Below are 16327 nucleotides of genomic sequence, written 5' to 3'. Positions count from 1 at the left end.
GATGCTTTATGCAGACCAATATTCAGCGGCAACTTGCCATGCTCGAACAAATACCTAATCACCCTAGGCGTATAACGGCGAATGAGTTGACAGACAGGCTCAATAGCCGAGATTTTGATGTCGGTTTAAGAACTGTGCAGCGCGAACTGAAAGCAATGTGTGACATGGGGTTATTTGGTCTTGAATTGGACGATCGCAATAAACCATTTGGTTGGTCAATTGCAGCTTGCTGGCGTGGGCTAAACCTGACTTTGATGGATCAACATATGGCGCTCGCATTTCATACGCTCAAGCACAGTGCCAGTCAGTTATTGCCTCCGCAAAGTTTAAAACAGCTAACGCCATATTTTGAACGGGCTGATCAAGTGTTGGCGAGCGATCCAAATAATCCATGGTTGTATTGGGCATGCCGGGTTGCTCAGTTACCCAAGCCCTTTCCGCTTATTTACACAGAGCAAGATCCAAAAGCGTTTGAGACGGTTCAGTATGCATTACTGCATAAGCGCCAGCTGGCTTGCCAAATTCAAAAAATGATTAAAGGTCAAAGTTATTGGATTAACTACGAACCGATAAACCCCGAAGGTATCACTATTTCAGAGGGGGTCGCTTTACTGGCTTTTACTGTTGGGTCTGCTCATGAAAAACGCTATGTTCAGTCTATCGAGCAATTAAGAGATATTCGTCTGCTTGAGACGCCAGCAATTACTCGAGATGATTTTGATATTGCTCGAACTGGTATTGATAATTCATCGACGTTAATTGATATAGAGTTACACGTATCGCCAAAAGCTAATTTCATCTTCCATCAATCTAAACTCAGCGAAAACCAAACCATTGAGTACTTATCAAGTGGACAATATAAGGTAAATGCCAGTGTGAGTGATACGCCAAGACTAAGAGCTTTCTTATGGGAGATGGCTGACAACGTTGAAGTTATTGCTCCAGAAAGGCTCAGGGATCACTTTGCCCGTTTAATTAATAAAATGTCTAGGCAGTATCAAAACGTTACGACTTAGTTTGTCGCACCTTGAGGTTAGGCTATTGATAACATCGTAAGGAGAGTGACTTATGTTAGATATTAAGCCTAAACATCCCCAAGCCCCTTGTATTGCCGTTTTTGGCGTTGGAGGTTGTGGATGCAATACCATTAATCAATTAAGCCAGTCTTCATTAAGTGACAATGTTGTGCTGATTGCTGTGAATACCGATGCGCAATCACTGGCCGTATCTGCGTGCAGCTCACGCCTACAAATCGGCACCGAAGTGACAAAAGGTTTGGGTGCCGGCGCCGATCCTCAAAAGGGATATGCAGCGGCGCAAGAGTCTGAAGAACAATTAAGAGAGCATATCCAGCAAGCTGATGTCATTTTCATCACCGGTGGTATGGGAGGCGGAACAGGAACGGGTGCGGTTCCTTTTATTGCCTCCTTAGCAGCAGAATTAAATAAGCCTTTGGTTGCTGTGGTTACCACGCCATTTAGCTTTGAGGGGCTGCAACGAAACCAACTGGCAAAAGAAGGCATAGATAATTTGATGCAGCACGCATCGGCAGTGATTGTGTTGCCTAATGATAAGCTTGCTAAAACCTTGGATAAAAAGATTACTTTAGTGAATGCTTTTTTCGAAAGTAATCGAATTTTGCAGGATGTATTAGCGGGATTAACGACCATTATTAGTCAGTCTGGACTGATTAATATCGATTTAAATGATTTTATTACCGTGGTTAGCCATCGAGGCCGCGCGGCGATGGGGGTGGCAAGGCAAGCTGCTGATGAAGAGTTACAGCACACCATCAATAAGTCGCTGAAAAATCCATTATTGGAAGATATTGATTTAACTTCTGCAAAAGGTGCCATTGTCAGTGTCATGGCTACAGAGCAAATCGAGCTTAGTCAGTACCATAAAATAGGTGAAATATTACAACAAGCGTTAGCTGATAAAGCGGTGGTCATTATTGGGCTGACCATTGTCCCTGAACTTGAATCTGAGCTTGAGTTAATGGTGATTGCAACAGGTATTGGAGACAAAGAGGCAAATAAAGAGGAAAAGGAAGCGGCAAGTGGAATAGGAGATACAGTAGCAAGTAATACTGATGAGAGATTCGGCCAATCAGAATTATTGAACCTACATGATTTTTTAGCCGAAAAATCACAAAATCCTCAAACGACATCATATTCATCTTCTGAGTTTGATACCCCGACGATAACCCGTCGCTCCCCAAACAGGGTTTTTAAGCGATGCCTTAATGATGGTGCAGCTTAGCTATTTTTTGAGTCAGTAATAAATGACAAGACAATGGTTTGAATGGCTTTAATGGTTTATTGCCATAGATTACAAGAAGGCATCGCCTTAATAAAACAATGCCGTTTCTATGAAGAAACGGCATTTGATATGTTAGCGATTTAAATAATAACTTATTGATTTAGCATTTCACTGATTTTCACGCAGCCTTGTTCTTTTTGGCGTGCCTCAAGTAGTGCGCGACGCGTCATTTGAGATAAGCCCGTTTCGGTATCTAATACTCGGTTGATGGCTGCAATATTGGCATTGTTGCAAGCTGTTGGGATTAACGCGCGATTGTAAGCCCGCATAAATACCGGGCCCTTTTTATCTGTTTCTGCAATATTGGCTAAGCGCTCTTCTGCCGTTGCTGCACTGAGTAGCTTTTGTTCACTTGGGTATAAATAATTCATCGCTACCCGTAACTTAGAGAAAGGCATGTCTGTATCGTGTTCAATATTGTGCAGCCATTGGCGCTTTATTTGCGCTTGTGGCCGACTGACTTCTGCCGCTATTGCAGATTTTTGGCCGCTATCAGAACTGTCTGCTTGTTTCTCTCTTGCAAGTAGTTTGGCACTATTTGGGTAATCATAACGGTTAAGTTGGATAATGATTTTCCAGCGTAGATCTTGGTTAATATTCAAGCCTCTAATCGCACTATGGCCGCTAAGAAGATCGGCTAAATGATCTAATGCGTCACGACTGTTCGCCATGGCGATATAACTATCAAACCAGCGACGTTGGAAGTCAGGGTTATCATGATGCTGCATAGCCATACGTAAGCTCATTTGGCTCAGCGCGCGGTTAACTTTTTGTGCATAGGCTTGATGATTCGGCGCCATACTGTTCAGGTATCGTTGCGCTTGTTTCAAGTTGCCGATAACTTGCCCTAAAATAGTGTAATCCTGCTCCTTAGGGGCATTAACCAGTGCAACATTGATAAATTGTTTTAAAGACGCTTTTCCATCAGCAACACTATCCCACATGCTCTGCCATAACATTGACCTAAGCAGCGGATCGTTGACTTTACTTAGCTGCTCTTTAGCGGTTTGAAATGACTGCTCATCGAGAGTCACTTTAACGTAGCCCCAATCATCAAAGTTTGGGTAAACCAAATTAGGACAGTGCTTACCAATAAGCTCTGGCACTGCAGTTTTCTCACCTTTATAAGTCACGGCAACTTTAGGACCTGAGTGGACAGAATAACGACTAACATTAAATAGGGCGACTTGAACTCGTTGCTCTCGTAAAGTTGGTAGCTCGTTGCTTGGCGCGGTTTGCAGTAAATTGAATTGGCTTATGCGGCCATTTTCACAACGAAAATCTGCTTCAAGTGTGTTAACACCAGCTTGATATAGCCACGCTTGAGTCCATTGAGATAAATCTCGGTTACTGGCTTGTGCCAAGCTGCCAATAAAGTCATCGAGTTCAGCATTTTGGTAACTGTATTTTTCTAGGTACTGCTGAACCCCTTGCTGAAAAGTGTCCTCACCCAGTAAGTGATGTAATTGCTTTAGTGTTGACGCCCCTTTGTAATAGGTAATTGCATCAATATTATCAAATGCATTCATGCTGGTGGGGACTGGGACTTCTATTGGGTGAGTCGTCACTAAGCTATCTTGACGATAAGCGCTTTGTTTTCCATGGGCGTAAAATGTACGCCATGCATGGGTAAACTCAGTGGCTTCACTGGTTGCTAAGGTACCCATAAATGATGCAAAGCTTTCATTTAACCATAAGCCATTCCACCATTTCATCGTGACTAAATCACCAAACCATTGGTGAGCCATTTCATGCATAATAACCCCAGCAAGTCGCTGCTTTTGCGCTGCTGTCATCGTGTCTTTATACATGAATCGGTTTTCTGCAAAGGTGACTGCTGCTGCATTCTCCATTGCACCATATAAAAAGTCTGGCACTAATAATTGGTCATATTTTTTGAAAGGGTATTCGATGCCAAAGTAGTCATCAAAAAAGGTTAGGCCTTGCTTAGTGTAGGTAAACCAGTCCTTCGCGGTGACTTGCTCGGCGACAGACTGCCTAGCAAATAATCGCATCGGGTATTTGCCACTATTATCTTCCCAAACATGGTAAGGCCCTGCGTGCATAGAAAAGTTATATGGGCTTAATTTAGGGGTAACTGGGAAAGTCCAAACATTGCTATCTGCTTGTTCGTCGATTTGTGTTTCACGCATGGTACTAATGACATGCCAATCTTTAGGCGCTGTGACGCTAATCTTATAGGTGGCTTTTAAGTCTGGTTGGTCAAATACGGCAAACATTTGTTGAGCTGCTGCTGGTTCAAAGTGTGAATAGAGATAAACTTTGTTATCTACAGGGTCAACAAAACGGTGTAAGCCTTCACCGTTGGTGCTGTGTTCTCGGCTATATTCCACTTCAATGGTATTGCGCCCCGTACTTAATAGCTGAGGGTTAATGGTGAGGTAAGCATCATTGTAGTTGGGGTAGATTGCTTTGCCATTCACCACAAATTTACTGACGTTGGCTTTGTTTAAGTCCAGTGTAAGCGGCTCTTTATTATTGCTGAGGATAAAGTCTACTGTTGTATTTGCATTAAAATGAGTGTCGCTAGTTAATGTAAATTGCAGTTGGTAGTTGACTTCAGAAATGATAGTTGAGCGAGCCATCGCTTGTTGCTGACTAATATTAGCACTGCCATCTCGCTCAGTAAGACCGATATTGGATGTACTTGAGCAAGCAAACAGGCCGGCACAAGTTAGCGCGACGATTGACGACTTAAACAATTTCACTTTTTCTTCCCTAAATTTATTATTGTTATATTCACAGTTATAAAAAAGCCGACTCAAGGTCGGCTAAATTTTATGGTATCAGAGGTTTATAGACCTAAGAAAGACTTAGATTTTACTTTACGAATTTCTTTTTCATCAGACCACTCGATTAGACCTGTTTCTAGATCCATTAGGCGCATAGTCATTTTGTAGTAAACATCTTTTGTGCTGCCATCTTGTTTTACGATGCTAGATAAGTTGCCGTAAAGCATGTATTGCGCACCAACTTGGCGACCAAACTTTATCGCTGTTGATGGGTCAACCATACCAGCATTGTTTTGGTAATCTAGCTGCTTACGCACAGCATCCACTTTCGTCATATCGATAAAACGGAACTTGCCTGAGCGAAGTAACTTGTTGCTGATAGTGTCAGTAACTGATTCTGTATCAATATGCTCTGAGGTTTTATTTTTAATTTTGTCGACGAAGATAATTGGGCGATCGTTTTGAGTCATTACAATCACTGGTGGGAAGGTCAACATGCTATCAACCATTTTAGCAGCAATAGCTTGCAAATCCGTTGAGCCAAAGTTTTCATTGACGGTTTCTACTTCAGTTGCGTCGCCATACTCAACCTTAGATTGACAAGCTGATAGCCCGATTGCAGCGGCTAAAACAAAAATCAGTTTAAAATGTTTCATAGTAAGTTCCATATTGAATATGACTTATAAATAGTCGAGTTAGATAATTATTGAATAAAAACGGGTTTGATTTCCAGTCTCTATCACCCAAATTAATGTTGCACGGTTTGGTTTTACATCAATTTTAGCCGCAGGACTGTTGCCTAAACGGATTTGATACTCGCCTGGCTCTATGTACTGGCGGGCAATTTGTGCTTGTCGGGGCAAGGTTAACCAACTTCGTCTGTCAGCTTGCTCTGTCACAACGTTAAAAATTTGCATTAATATTGCCGCCGCATCTGCTTCGTTATTACGGCGTTTACTGCCACTTTCGACGCTTCGAGTCATTTCAGACTTAGTATAGACCCGCGCAGCTTGACGCACCAAGGCTGCAGGTAAATCTTCTTTTAATGCATTAATTGCTAAGGCATCGATATTGGCAATAGGTTCCGCTTTTAAAACGGTTCCGAGCCCTTGGATTGTGGATGGTGCAATTTGTTGCCTATGGGGCTGGTAAGTTGCAAGTGACACGGTTTGCCAGTTGCCATCAATAGTGAAGGGGACCGTTAGGCTTTGTTTTTCTGGTACAAAGCCTTTTTCAACCGCCATAACCACTTGGCCTTGACCTTTTTTAGGTAAAATAGCATCACCCCAACGACGTTTAAATTCATCATATTGCGGCATGGAAAGTTGCTTAGCGAGTCTAACTAGGTCTTGTTGCAAGTACTTATTATTGGGAGTGATTTGAGCGGCTTTTCTGTAGTCAATGTACGCATCGTTAGGCTCACCTAATAACTCATGCAACAAGCCTGTGGTGTAATAACTGTAAGCATTCAAAAACGAGCTAGTGACAGTACCTGTCGCTTGGTCTAGTTTGTTAATTTCGCTATCAATCGTACCGTTAGCCATTGCTCTAACTGACTTTTGAGATTTTTGGTAGCGTGCTTGTTCACTGCTTTGCAGTTGGTTACTGCGGCGAACTTCGACTAATGCACCCTGTGCATCGCCAGAAAAGAGATAATTAAAGGCTTGATATTGATGCACCATAATGCGCTCATAACCTGGTCCACGATAAGGGATGGCATTATCGTTTAATACTAAACTACTGGCGGTGGCAGTCAGATCAGAGGCGCTAATTGTGGCTCTGTCATCAAAGGCTTTATAAGCGCTAATCGCTTGTTCATAGTAGGTTTTACTGGCTTCAAAGTTACCAGAGACTTGAGCGACTCTCCCCGCTTCTTGTGCATACAACAAGCCATCGTTACTGTCGATTTGTGCTGCTAGCTCAGGCAGTTTGGCTGCAGGTGAGGGACTGGCTAGGTTTTGTTTTATCGGCGCAATTTGAGATGGATAATTAATTAAAACGCTATTATATGCGCAGCCAGTTAAGCTGAAACAGATTAAGGCAATACTGAGCAATTTATTCATTGGCTCACACCTTGCCCGTCGAGTGATGGAGAATGTAAGTTATTGTATGACTGGTTGGGTATCGGAAAGTCAGCTTGATTGACATATTGCAGTTCTGGCATCTTGACCCGTTCAAGCAAGGTAATACCTTGCAAATGGTCAAACTCATGTTGAAAAATTCGTGCGATAAAACCGTCCAATTGCTGCTCGATACTATCGCCTTGAAGTGACTGATAACGAACAGTGATGCTTTTATGACGTGTTACTTCAAGACGTTGTCCCGCTATAGATAAACAGCCTTCATTCTCTGTTTCCATTTCATCAGACACCGCAATAATTTGCGGGTTAATCACCACAGTCGCTTGGGTGAGTGGCGCGCCAGGATAACGAGAGTTAGGTTTAGAATGCATGATGAAGATAGCTAAATTACTGAAAACTTGTGGGGCTGCAATCCCCACTCCATGAGCCGCGTTCATTGTTGCTATCATATTGTTAGCAAGCTGAACCAAAGCTTGATCAAATGTCACCACAGCTTGTGTTTGGCGGGTTAAAATTGTTTCGCCAGTTTGGGCTATTGTCATGATGTCACTTGCAGGCATAACGTTCCTTAAATGTTTGCAGTTAATCTTGTATAACTTAGGTGTAGCACAAGCTTACATCGCGTTTTGCTTAGGACACCTTAGTTTTTGATTTCATGAGTAATCAATGTAACAAATAAAATGCAATGACACATTAATAGTGTGGCGGTGGTGTTTCTTCTGCTTGGGTTGCCATATTGCTTGGCTCCATCGCTTGCAGTTTATTGACGATTAATGACATTTGATGTTGTTGGAACGCAACTAAATCATTTAATTTAATGACTTCTTGGTTTAGCTCTTCGATTGTTGAATCTTGAAAAGCGATTTTCATTTCTAAATCATCAATTTTTTGTTGCATATCTTGCATGTTTTTCTCTCACATTGATGGGGATGAATTGCTTTAAGGTAGAGGTCCCCATGACTCAACTAAACCTTGATTACTGATACTGACTAAATTTTGCTGAGCATCACTTGCAATAGAGTATACAACGGCGCCTCTATTTTGACTGTTTTTAGTTAACTGAATTTGTCTATTGGCCAGTTTTTTACCCGATTGCACCTGCCAAAGGATAATTTCTTTTGAGGGTGACCCTGTGACGAGTATTTTATCCTGATGAATAAATCTAGCACTGCTGAAGGTCATTTGACGGCGGTTAATGGCTAATGAAGTGACTTCTTTGCCATCGCTGTTGTTATAGATATTTCCATTTCCGGTAATATCACTCGCGAAACTGAGTGAGCCACTTTGATTTAATTGCACTTTGCCGATACGAGAGCTGAACTGCCATTGGTGAATCGGTTGCCCTGTAGTGGCTTGCCATAAAATGACTTGTCCGTCATTAGAGCCTGTTAATGCACGTTGGCCATCTGCCGAAATAGAGACACTCGAGACGCGCTCATTATGGCCTAAAAACTTAATGAGACTTTTCTCAGGTGCTAGTGACATGACAGAACCATCAATTAATCCCACTAACGTTTGGGCGTTGTTGGCAATCGCAACAGACTGTGCCGATGCTGGCAGTGACCACCAACCGATAGATTGACCAGTTTCGACATTCCAAATGGCTAATGAATCGGTTGTGAGTGTTGCTGCATAGTGAGCATTGGCTGAAAATGCAGTATCAAACACATTATTGATAGTATTATCGGCCTTGTTACTGTGTTGCCAGCGATATTTTAAGCTTTCTTCCTTGAGATCCCATAATTGAACCCCATTACTTGAAGTACTGACGAGGGCAAGCTGCGCATCTTGAGACAAGCTCGCACTATAACTCGAGTCAGTCGTAATACTAAAGACGTTATCAGCCTTGGGGTGGCAGGCTGTCAGTGAGCAAATGCATAAAATCAGCATAATTAGTCGAAACATGAACTTGCTCCTATAAAAGTTGTCTTAATGGCTGCGTTATCATTCAGGCCATTGCTAAAAACACTTTATTTAGTATAAAGTGGCCAAATATATACAAAATTTTTACCTACCGGTTATTGTAACCGCTAAAGGACGCTGAGGAAGCTTTAATGAAATCTATTTACAAATTATCGTTAGTTGCATTGGCTGTTGTTGGTCTTACTGCATGTAACCAAGAACAAGAAGTTGTTGCCAAGAAAGTTGAATTAACAACTGATGCACAAAAAGAAGCTTACAGTGTTGGTGGCTCAATTGGTCGTTACATGGCAGGTCATATTACTGAACAAGAAGAACTAGGTTTTGCTGTTGATCGTACTCTTGTTATTCAAGGTTTCAGTGATGGACTAGCTGATACGCTTGAGTTAACTGAAGAAGAAATGCAAACAGTACTTCAAGGACTTGATGCTAAGCTAAGTGAAAAACGTACAGAGCAAGCAGAGTTAATGGCGAGCAAAGCAGTTGAGGAAGGTAAAAAGTTCCTAGAAACTAACAAGGCGAAAGAAGGCGTTGTTACAACTGAATCTGGTTTACAATACGAAGTATTAGAAGCGGGTGAAGGCGAAACGCCAGTTGCTGAAGATACGGTTGAAGTACATTACAAAGGTACGTTAATTGATGGTACTGAGTTCGATAGCTCATACAGCCGTGGCGAACCAGCTAAATTCCCATTAAACCGTGTTATTCCTGGTTGGACTGAAGGTGTTCAGTTAATGCCTGTTGGCGCTAAGTACAAGTTCGTTATCCCATCAGAACTTGCTTACGGCGAACGTGATACTGGTACTATTCCAGCTAATTCAACTTTAGTATTTGAAGTTGAGTTACTTTCAATCGAGAAAGCACAAACTGAAGAAGCGCCAGCTGCTCAGTAATTGTGATTAAAAGAAAAGGACGCTGAGCGCGTCCTTTTTTTATGCCTAAATACTGGCTAAACATTTATCTACATTGGCTTTATAGCCACTTGAGGCGATAAAAAAGCCACATTTGCAGCGCAATAAGAACAATTAATCCCGCACAAAATGCCGAAAAAGCCCAAGGGATGTCAGTGCCTGGAATACCACCAATATTGACCCCTAGTAACCCAGTTAAAAAACCTAATGGTAGAAACACCGCAGAGATTAACGAAAGAAAATATAACCGTTTATTAAGCTGCTCTGACTGCTGAGATTGTAATTGCTCTTGAGTTACGCTCGCTCTATCACGCACAGCATCAAGATCTTCAATGACTCTGATTAAGGTTTCATTTATCTCACGTATGCGTAATTTGTGCTCATTATCAAACAGGAAATGACTATCATTGAGCAGTCGCGATAATGCGTCTCTTTGAGGTGAGAAGTAACGCCTTAGGGTCACTGTTTGTTTTCTTAATTCAGCAATATCCACTCGCAGCGTTGCCGCGCTAGGTAAGGTGATTTGATCGTCTAAGGTGTCGAGTTCATCTTCAAGGTTATGGATTAACTCCATTTTTCTTTCGGTTAATCGTTCGCACAAAGACACTAAAAAGTTAGCACTCGAGTTAATACTATTAGGGTGGTTAATGATCTGCTCGGCAATATCTTTAACCGATTGCAGTTGGCGCTCACAGGTGGAGATAATACGATGTTGCTGGGCATAGATTCGCATCGATACCATATCTTCAGGCGCTGAATTAGGATTAAGGTTTATGCCGCGCAGTGCCATTAAAATACCATCAGGAGAGCTCAATGTACGAGGGCGAGTGTGCTCTGCTAATAATGTGTCAGTTTCGGTTTGAGGCAACTGGGCGTTAATGATCCATTGTTGAGCGTCAGGATGGCTATAACGAAGATGCACCCAAAGTAATCCGTCATTAGGTTGCCATTGTTCAAGCTCACTTGCTGATAAACTTTTACCCGCATTCGATCCCGTTAACAATAAGCAATATATAAAGCCTGTATCCATAGGTATCCTTGTATCCTATTGTTGTAGCATTATTTATTTGGGGTTTAATCCTTAATGAAAATAATATTAGCATTGAAGGTGAAATACAGTGAATTTATTCAGTCAGGACATTTTCATTATTTACATGTCTTAACTAAGCAGGTTTCCGGAATTTCGGTTAAAATAGAACAAAGCCTTATAGTTGAGTTTTATCATGGAATACGAGTTTCGCCGTAACAGTTTAGACGGCACTGTGTTTGCTGAATTTAGCATGGAGCATGCCATATTAGGGCGTTTTTTTGCTGAGCAATTGGCTACTGATGTTAATCGTTGCGAAGCGATATTAGCTCAAATCGAGCTTATTCGTGCGAGTAAGAAAAATGAATGGTTAATGCAAAGAGAAGACTTAGCTATGGTCATTGATAGTGAGCAGGTTAGAGTGTTTGTAAACGCGATTGATTTTGACGAAGACTTTGAGCTAGAAGAGTCGATGAGCATGTATGATGCGGAGTCAGAATCGTTTTGTGGGCTTGAGGATTTTGAAACAGCGCTAAAAAGCTGGATTTCGTTCATTAAGCAATAGCGGTTTGCTTACACGAGCAATAGATAAAGTATTCAATGTTTACATTTCAATAAAAAGGCGAACCTAAGGGTTCGCCTTTTTTGAGTCAGTTTGAAGGCTAATGGTTTAAATATCTTACTGCCATTTCTGTACGGGATTTTGCATTTGCTTTACGGAGTAAGTTTTTAACATGCACTTTTACTGTGCCTTCACTGATGTGTAGCGCCTCTGCGACAACACGATTACTCTTGCCTTCTGCTAACTCTTTAAGGATTTGCAGCTCACGTGGTGTGAGCGATGCTATCCACGTTTCATCATTGTCAGCATTTTTCAGCTCGTAAATATACTCTTCAACTTCGTCGCTGATCACACGATGACCTAGCATGGCTTTTTTAAGTTGCTCAAGTAATAAATCAGGCTCAGTGTCTTTGAGTAAGTATCCGTCAGCGCCAGCTCGCAGCAGACGAACAACATCTTGTTTGGCATCTGATACAGTTAAAATAACAATGCGGGCTGTTACTCCTTCTTGGCGCATTGCATTAAGTGTATCTAAGCCTGACATGCCCTTCATATTTAAGTCGAGCAGAATAATATCCGGCTCGTCTTCACCGATGGCGGTTAACGCATCCAATCCCGTTCCTGCTTCACCAAACAGTTTAAAATCACCGTCTGAGGTTATTAACTGACAAATACCACGTCGAAGAAGCGGGTGGTCATCTACTACTAATACTGAATAAGGTTTACCCATTTAGAGGCTCCTGCTGGGGTGGAAATACGAGAGAGACTGTTGTGCCGCCCTTCGGATTATTATCAAACTTGACGCTGCCATGCAGTTTAGTTGCACGTTCATGCATGATCCCAATACCAAAATGCTGATCTCGTTCTTTTAGATGCGACACGCCAATTCCATCATCCTTGATATTGATGTGTATCATATCAGAATCTGCCAAAAAACAATCAATTTCTATTTTTGAAGGTTTTGCATGCTTGATCGCGTTGATTGTTGCTTCACGTGTCAGTTGTAAAACATGGATATGTTGTTTCGCTGCTAGTAAGTGTGGTGAGAGCTGATAGTTAAGATTAATTTCAATACCAGACTGCTTACGCAATTGGCTTAACATCACTTCAATTGCTTGGCCTAAATTAGGATCTTTGATGGTTAATCTAAAGGTTGATAAAAGTTCTCTAAGCTGGCCGTATGCGGTGCTGACTCCATCATTAATATCTATCAGCTGGGTTTCAACTTTGTCAGTAATACAATTGGGGTCCATTTGTTTGCGCAACAAACTGACTTGAATTTTTAAATAGGAGAGAAGTTGTCCTAATGAATCATGGAGTTCTCTGGCTATTACCGCTCGTTCTTCCATTAATGCTAGCTGCTGTCTTTCCTCTGTCGCATTATGAATAACAATTGAACGGGTTAGCATCATAGCAAAATTAACAAATAGCATATTATTGAGTGGTTTATGCGAAATCACCTCAATATAACCTAAGCTTTTATCTTCTAATTGTAGGTTATATTTTACCGGTTTAATTTGTGCTTCTTGGGTTGTATCAGCTGTGTGTTCTTGCTTATTGGTATCAATCCAGCCGTTGTCTGCTTCAATACAATCGACCGAGTTATCAACATGCTCAATAACCAGTCTGACATAATCTAAATCTTCAAACTGTTGTAAATGAGTGAGTGCTGAACTGAGTGATTTATAATCTAAGCTGTCGGCGTGAAGTCGAATAAGGTTGTCGTATAAGAAGCTTAACTCATTATTTGCACGGGTTAATGCAATAGTTTTGTCATTCACTTGTCCCTCAAGATCTTGATATAGAGTATCGAGCTCAGAGGCGGTTTTTTTGAAAGCTTCCCCTAGTGCATGCAGCTCTACATATTCTGTCTGAGGTACATCAACCTTGAAATTGCCCTTAGATATCGCGTTGGCGACATCCATCAATTGGAGTATAGGCTCTACCATTCTGATACGAGTGTATCGGGTAGCTGCGGTGGCAACAATCAACATTAAAAATAACCCGATGATTTGGCCTATGACCAAAATACGCAGTTTGAGGGCTGCAAAGCGCTCCATTTCAAGCACTAATAAATCAATCGTATCAACGAAATTTTTTAACGAAGCTGAGTACAAATCTTGTCGATTATTTTCAATGTGGGAGCGCATTTGTTCCCACTTATTGATGACCAATAAATATTGCTGTGACAAGTCATCAGGACTGTACCAAGTTAATGAGCGTTCTAACGCTTCAGAGTGGAGTGTTGCTTCGAATAAACTTATCTTTTCATTCAGTAATTTCTCATCTCTGTCTAAAAATAATTTTAACCGATAACTTTGCATACGGAGCGAGCCTGATGCATTGATTGCTCGGGCATCACCAATACTGAAAGTAAGGTTGATAATTGAATACACCGCCAAGCTGGAAGAAATGAAAATTAGGACTAACATTAGTCTAAGAATAGTGGAGGTTAGGCTGCCTCGTTTTGTCATTTTAAATCCAACTTTGGTTTGTTTTTAATGCTCATAATAGCCAAATATTACTTTAGCGATGACTGTTTTATATTAACAGATAATCAAAAATGTGATGTACAACATATTAACATGTTGATCTAGCGCAAGCTTATTGTTCAATACTCATAAAGGGGTATTCTTAATTTAACCTTAAATGGATAAGTTTGTTCATGGAGATGTCGTGAATATTTAAAATAAAATGTAACACGGAGATGAACGGTGATGAAGATGAAAGGAAGAGTTATTGCGCTTAGCGCATTGATGGCAACCAGTTTTATGATGACTAGTGCAATGGCTAGTGATAAGACTGAACCTCGTAACGATGTTTACAAGGACAAGTATAAGCAGCAATTTGAAAGCTGGCACGCAACGTCAGAAAGTACTGAAATTGTTGATGTGCTAGAAGAAGATCCAAACCTAGTTGTGTTATGGGCAGGTTACGGGTTTGCTAAAGATTACAATAAAGCACGTGGTCACCACTATGCTGTGACTGATGTGCGTAACACTTTACGTACTGGTGCACCGACTGGACCAGATGATGGCCCAATGCCTATGGCTTGTTGGAGCTGTAAAAGCCCTGACGTACCTCGCATGATTGAAGAGCAAGGTGAAGACGGTTACTTCAAAGGTAAATGGGCTAAAGGCGGTCCTGAAATCGTTAACACTATCGGTTGTAGTGATTGTCACGTAAAAGGTTCACCAAAATTACGTATTTCTCGTCCATATGTTGACCGTGCTTTAGAAGCCATTGATAAGCCTTTTGATAAAGCTTCTCGTAAAGACAAGCAATCAATGGTTTGTGGTCAGTGTCACGTTGAATACTACTTTGAGAAAACAGCTGACCGTAAAGGTTATGTGAAATTCCCATGGGATAACGGTACCACTGTTGAAGAAATGGAAGTGTACTATGACGCAATCAACTTTGCTGATTGGACTCACGCAATTTCTAAAACACCTATGTTAAAAGCACAGCACCCTGGTTATGAAACTTGGATGTTAGGTATGCACGGTAAAAACAACGTAAGTTGTACTGACTGTCACATGCCACGTGTTGCTAAAGCAAACGGTAAAGGTAAGTTCACAGACCATAAAGTGGGTAACCCATTTGATCGTTTCGACGAAACTTGTGCAACTTGTCATGAAGGCAAAACAAAAGAGTTCATGATGGAAGTAACACATGAGAATCAAAAAAGTGTTACTGAAATTAAGCTAAGAGCTGAAACTCAGCTTGTACACGCTCACTTCGAAGCGGGTGCAGCTTGGGATGCTGGTGCGACTGAAGCGGAAATGAAACCTATCTTAACTGATATCCGTCACAGTCAATGGCGTTGGGACTTTGCAACTGCATCTCACGGTGTTGCTGCTCATGCTCCAGCTGAAGCATTACGTATTCTAGGTGGCGCAGTTGATAAAGCAGCTGATGCGCGTATCAAGTTAGCGCAATTACTTGCAGCTAAAGGCGTTAAAATGCCAATCGCTATTCCAGATATCTCGACTAAAGCTAAAGCACAAAAAGCCTTAGGTATGGACATGGATAAGATGAATGCTGATAAGCAAAAATTCTTAAAAGACCTTGTTCCACAATGGGATGCTGAAGCTAAAAAGCGTGAAGCAACTTACTAATAACACGATGTAATTAACATTAGTGTTGAGATAAAAAGCCCTCTTAGAGGGCTTTTTTTTGGGCTTTAAAACCATTCATTATCATGTTACTACTATCTGATAGATCATAAGGAATGACGACAACGCGGGGCGTATCATGAGTGATAATCACACCAATACTGAAGAAAAGGAAACTCCAAGCAGTCAAGATGTTACTGGATCTGAGCAGAGCCGCGGCTCTGATGATTTTATACATCAAGGAGGATGTTTATGCGGGGCAATTCGCTATCAGATTACACATCGTCCTTTTGACGCGGATTATTGCCATTGCAGTCAATGTCAAAAATCTTCCGGTGCTGTGTTTCAAGCGTGGATGGATTTTAAGGTTGAGCAGGTCGAGTGGATTGCGGGCAAGCCCGTCGAATTTACCTCTTCTGAACATGTTCGCCGAGGTTTTTGTCAGCAATGTGGCTGTACAATAAGTTTTAGAGATACTCGCCATCCAGGCTACTATACTTTGACCATTGGCTCGCTAGACAACCCAAACCTTATTCACCCGAATTACCATATTCATACAGCGAACCAAGTGAGTTGGCTTAATATTCTTGATACCTGCGAGCGCTACCCGCTGGATCGAAGTTAATTACTCAAAAA

The 16327-nt window shown here is 41.5% G+C and carries 15 protein-coding genes; 6 read left to right on the top strand and 9 right to left on the bottom strand.

Features of this window, described 5'->3' with window-relative positions; all coding sequences use genetic code 11:
* Positions 1 to 8 precede the first annotated feature (8 nt).
* Positions 9 to 1016, top strand: coding sequence for a helix-turn-helix transcriptional regulator (locus SJ2017_RS17470; protein WP_080916651.1), 1008 nt, complete (start codon positions 9 to 11; stop codon positions 1014 to 1016).
* 52 nt (positions 1017 to 1068) lie between these two features.
* Positions 1069 to 2262, top strand: a complete 1194-nt coding sequence (gene ftsZ, locus SJ2017_RS17465; RefSeq protein ID WP_080916649.1) for a cell division protein FtsZ — start codon at positions 1069 to 1071, stop codon at positions 2260 to 2262.
* Positions 2263 to 2414: 152 nt separating this feature from the next.
* On the opposite strand, the gene pepN is transcribed toward ftsZ, so the two are convergent.
* The 6 genes from pepN to SJ2017_RS17435 all read right to left on the bottom strand — a co-directional run bounded on the left by pepN (position 2415) and on the right by SJ2017_RS17435 (position 9061).
* The gene (pepN, locus tag SJ2017_RS17460) at positions 2415 to 5051 is read right to left on the bottom strand and encodes an aminopeptidase N (RefSeq protein ID WP_080916648.1); all 2637 of its coding nucleotides are present in this window, start codon (positions 5049 to 5051) and stop codon (positions 2415 to 2417) included.
* 86 nt (positions 5052 to 5137) lie between these two features.
* The gene (gene lpoB / locus SJ2017_RS17455) at positions 5138 to 5731 is read right to left on the bottom strand and encodes a penicillin-binding protein activator LpoB (RefSeq protein ID WP_174567611.1); all 594 of its coding nucleotides are present in this window, start codon (positions 5729 to 5731) and stop codon (positions 5138 to 5140) included.
* A gap of 39 nt (positions 5732 to 5770) precedes the next feature.
* The gene (locus SJ2017_RS17450) at positions 5771 to 7138 is read right to left on the bottom strand and encodes a COG3014 family protein (protein WP_080916646.1); all 1368 of its coding nucleotides are present in this window, start codon (positions 7136 to 7138) and stop codon (positions 5771 to 5773) included.
* Positions 7135 to 7716 carry a peptide deformylase gene (gene def / locus SJ2017_RS17445; RefSeq protein WP_080916645.1) on the bottom strand — a complete coding sequence of 194 codons (582 nt, stop codon included), beginning with the start codon at positions 7714 to 7716 and terminating at the stop codon, positions 7135 to 7137. The genes SJ2017_RS17450 and def overlap by 4 nt, the downstream gene beginning before the upstream one ends.
* 133 nt (positions 7717 to 7849) lie before the next feature.
* Complete coding sequence (locus SJ2017_RS17440) at positions 7850 to 8062, bottom strand: SlyX family protein (RefSeq protein ID WP_055025112.1); 213 nt, start codon at positions 8060 to 8062, stop codon at positions 7850 to 7852.
* Between the two features lie 33 nt (positions 8063 to 8095).
* Positions 8096 to 9061: a WD40 repeat domain-containing protein gene (locus SJ2017_RS17435; protein WP_080916643.1), complete on the bottom strand. Its 966-nt coding sequence runs from the start codon at positions 9059 to 9061 to the stop codon at positions 8096 to 8098.
* 149 nt (positions 9062 to 9210) lie between these two features.
* Here SJ2017_RS17435 and fkpA point away from each other — a divergent pair, with 149 nt between their 5' ends.
* Positions 9211 to 9969 carry an FKBP-type peptidyl-prolyl cis-trans isomerase gene (gene fkpA, locus SJ2017_RS17430; RefSeq protein WP_080916642.1) on the top strand — a complete coding sequence of 253 codons (759 nt, stop codon included), beginning with the start codon at positions 9211 to 9213 and terminating at the stop codon, positions 9967 to 9969.
* Between the two features lie 79 nt (positions 9970 to 10048).
* Here fkpA and SJ2017_RS17425 read toward each other — a convergent pair whose 3' ends face one another.
* Positions 10049 to 11017, bottom strand: a complete 969-nt coding sequence (locus SJ2017_RS17425) for a zinc transporter ZntB (RefSeq protein WP_080916640.1) — start codon at positions 11015 to 11017, stop codon at positions 10049 to 10051.
* Positions 11018 to 11210: 193 nt separating this feature from the next.
* Here SJ2017_RS17425 and SJ2017_RS17420 point away from each other — a divergent pair, with 193 nt between their 5' ends.
* Complete coding sequence (locus SJ2017_RS17420; protein WP_080916639.1) at positions 11211 to 11579, top strand: YacL family protein; 369 nt, start codon at positions 11211 to 11213, stop codon at positions 11577 to 11579.
* Positions 11580 to 11676: 97 nt separating this feature from the next.
* Here the strand turns inward: SJ2017_RS17420 and SJ2017_RS17415 are convergent, their stop codons facing one another.
* Entirely contained in the window at positions 11677 to 12306 is a 630-nt protein-coding gene (locus tag SJ2017_RS17415) for a response regulator (protein WP_055025117.1), read from the bottom strand.
* Positions 12299 to 14050: a nitrate/nitrite two-component system sensor histidine kinase NarQ gene (narQ, locus tag SJ2017_RS17410; RefSeq protein ID WP_055025118.1), complete on the bottom strand. Its 1752-nt coding sequence runs from the start codon at positions 14048 to 14050 to the stop codon at positions 12299 to 12301. The genes SJ2017_RS17415 and narQ overlap by 8 nt, the downstream gene beginning before the upstream one ends.
* Before the next feature lie 243 nt (positions 14051 to 14293).
* Here narQ and nrfA point away from each other — a divergent pair, with 243 nt between their 5' ends.
* Together nrfA and SJ2017_RS17400 are read left to right on the top strand one after the other, a co-directional pair.
* A complete protein-coding gene (nrfA, locus tag SJ2017_RS17405) occupies positions 14294 to 15694 on the top strand; it encodes an ammonia-forming nitrite reductase cytochrome c552 subunit (RefSeq protein WP_055025119.1) in 1401 nt (466 codons plus the stop codon).
* 136 nt (positions 15695 to 15830) lie between these two features.
* Positions 15831 to 16316, top strand: coding sequence for a GFA family protein (locus SJ2017_RS17400; RefSeq protein ID WP_080916637.1), 486 nt, complete (start codon positions 15831 to 15833; stop codon positions 16314 to 16316).
* Positions 16317 to 16327 lie beyond the last annotated feature (11 nt).

The sequence above is a fragment of the Shewanella japonica genome (assembly GCF_002075795.1).
Taxonomy (GTDB): Bacteria; Pseudomonadota; Gammaproteobacteria; order Enterobacterales; family Shewanellaceae; genus Shewanella; species Shewanella japonica.
Note: the sequence above shows the minus strand (reverse complement) of the source record. Positions and strands in the feature narration are given on the sequence as shown.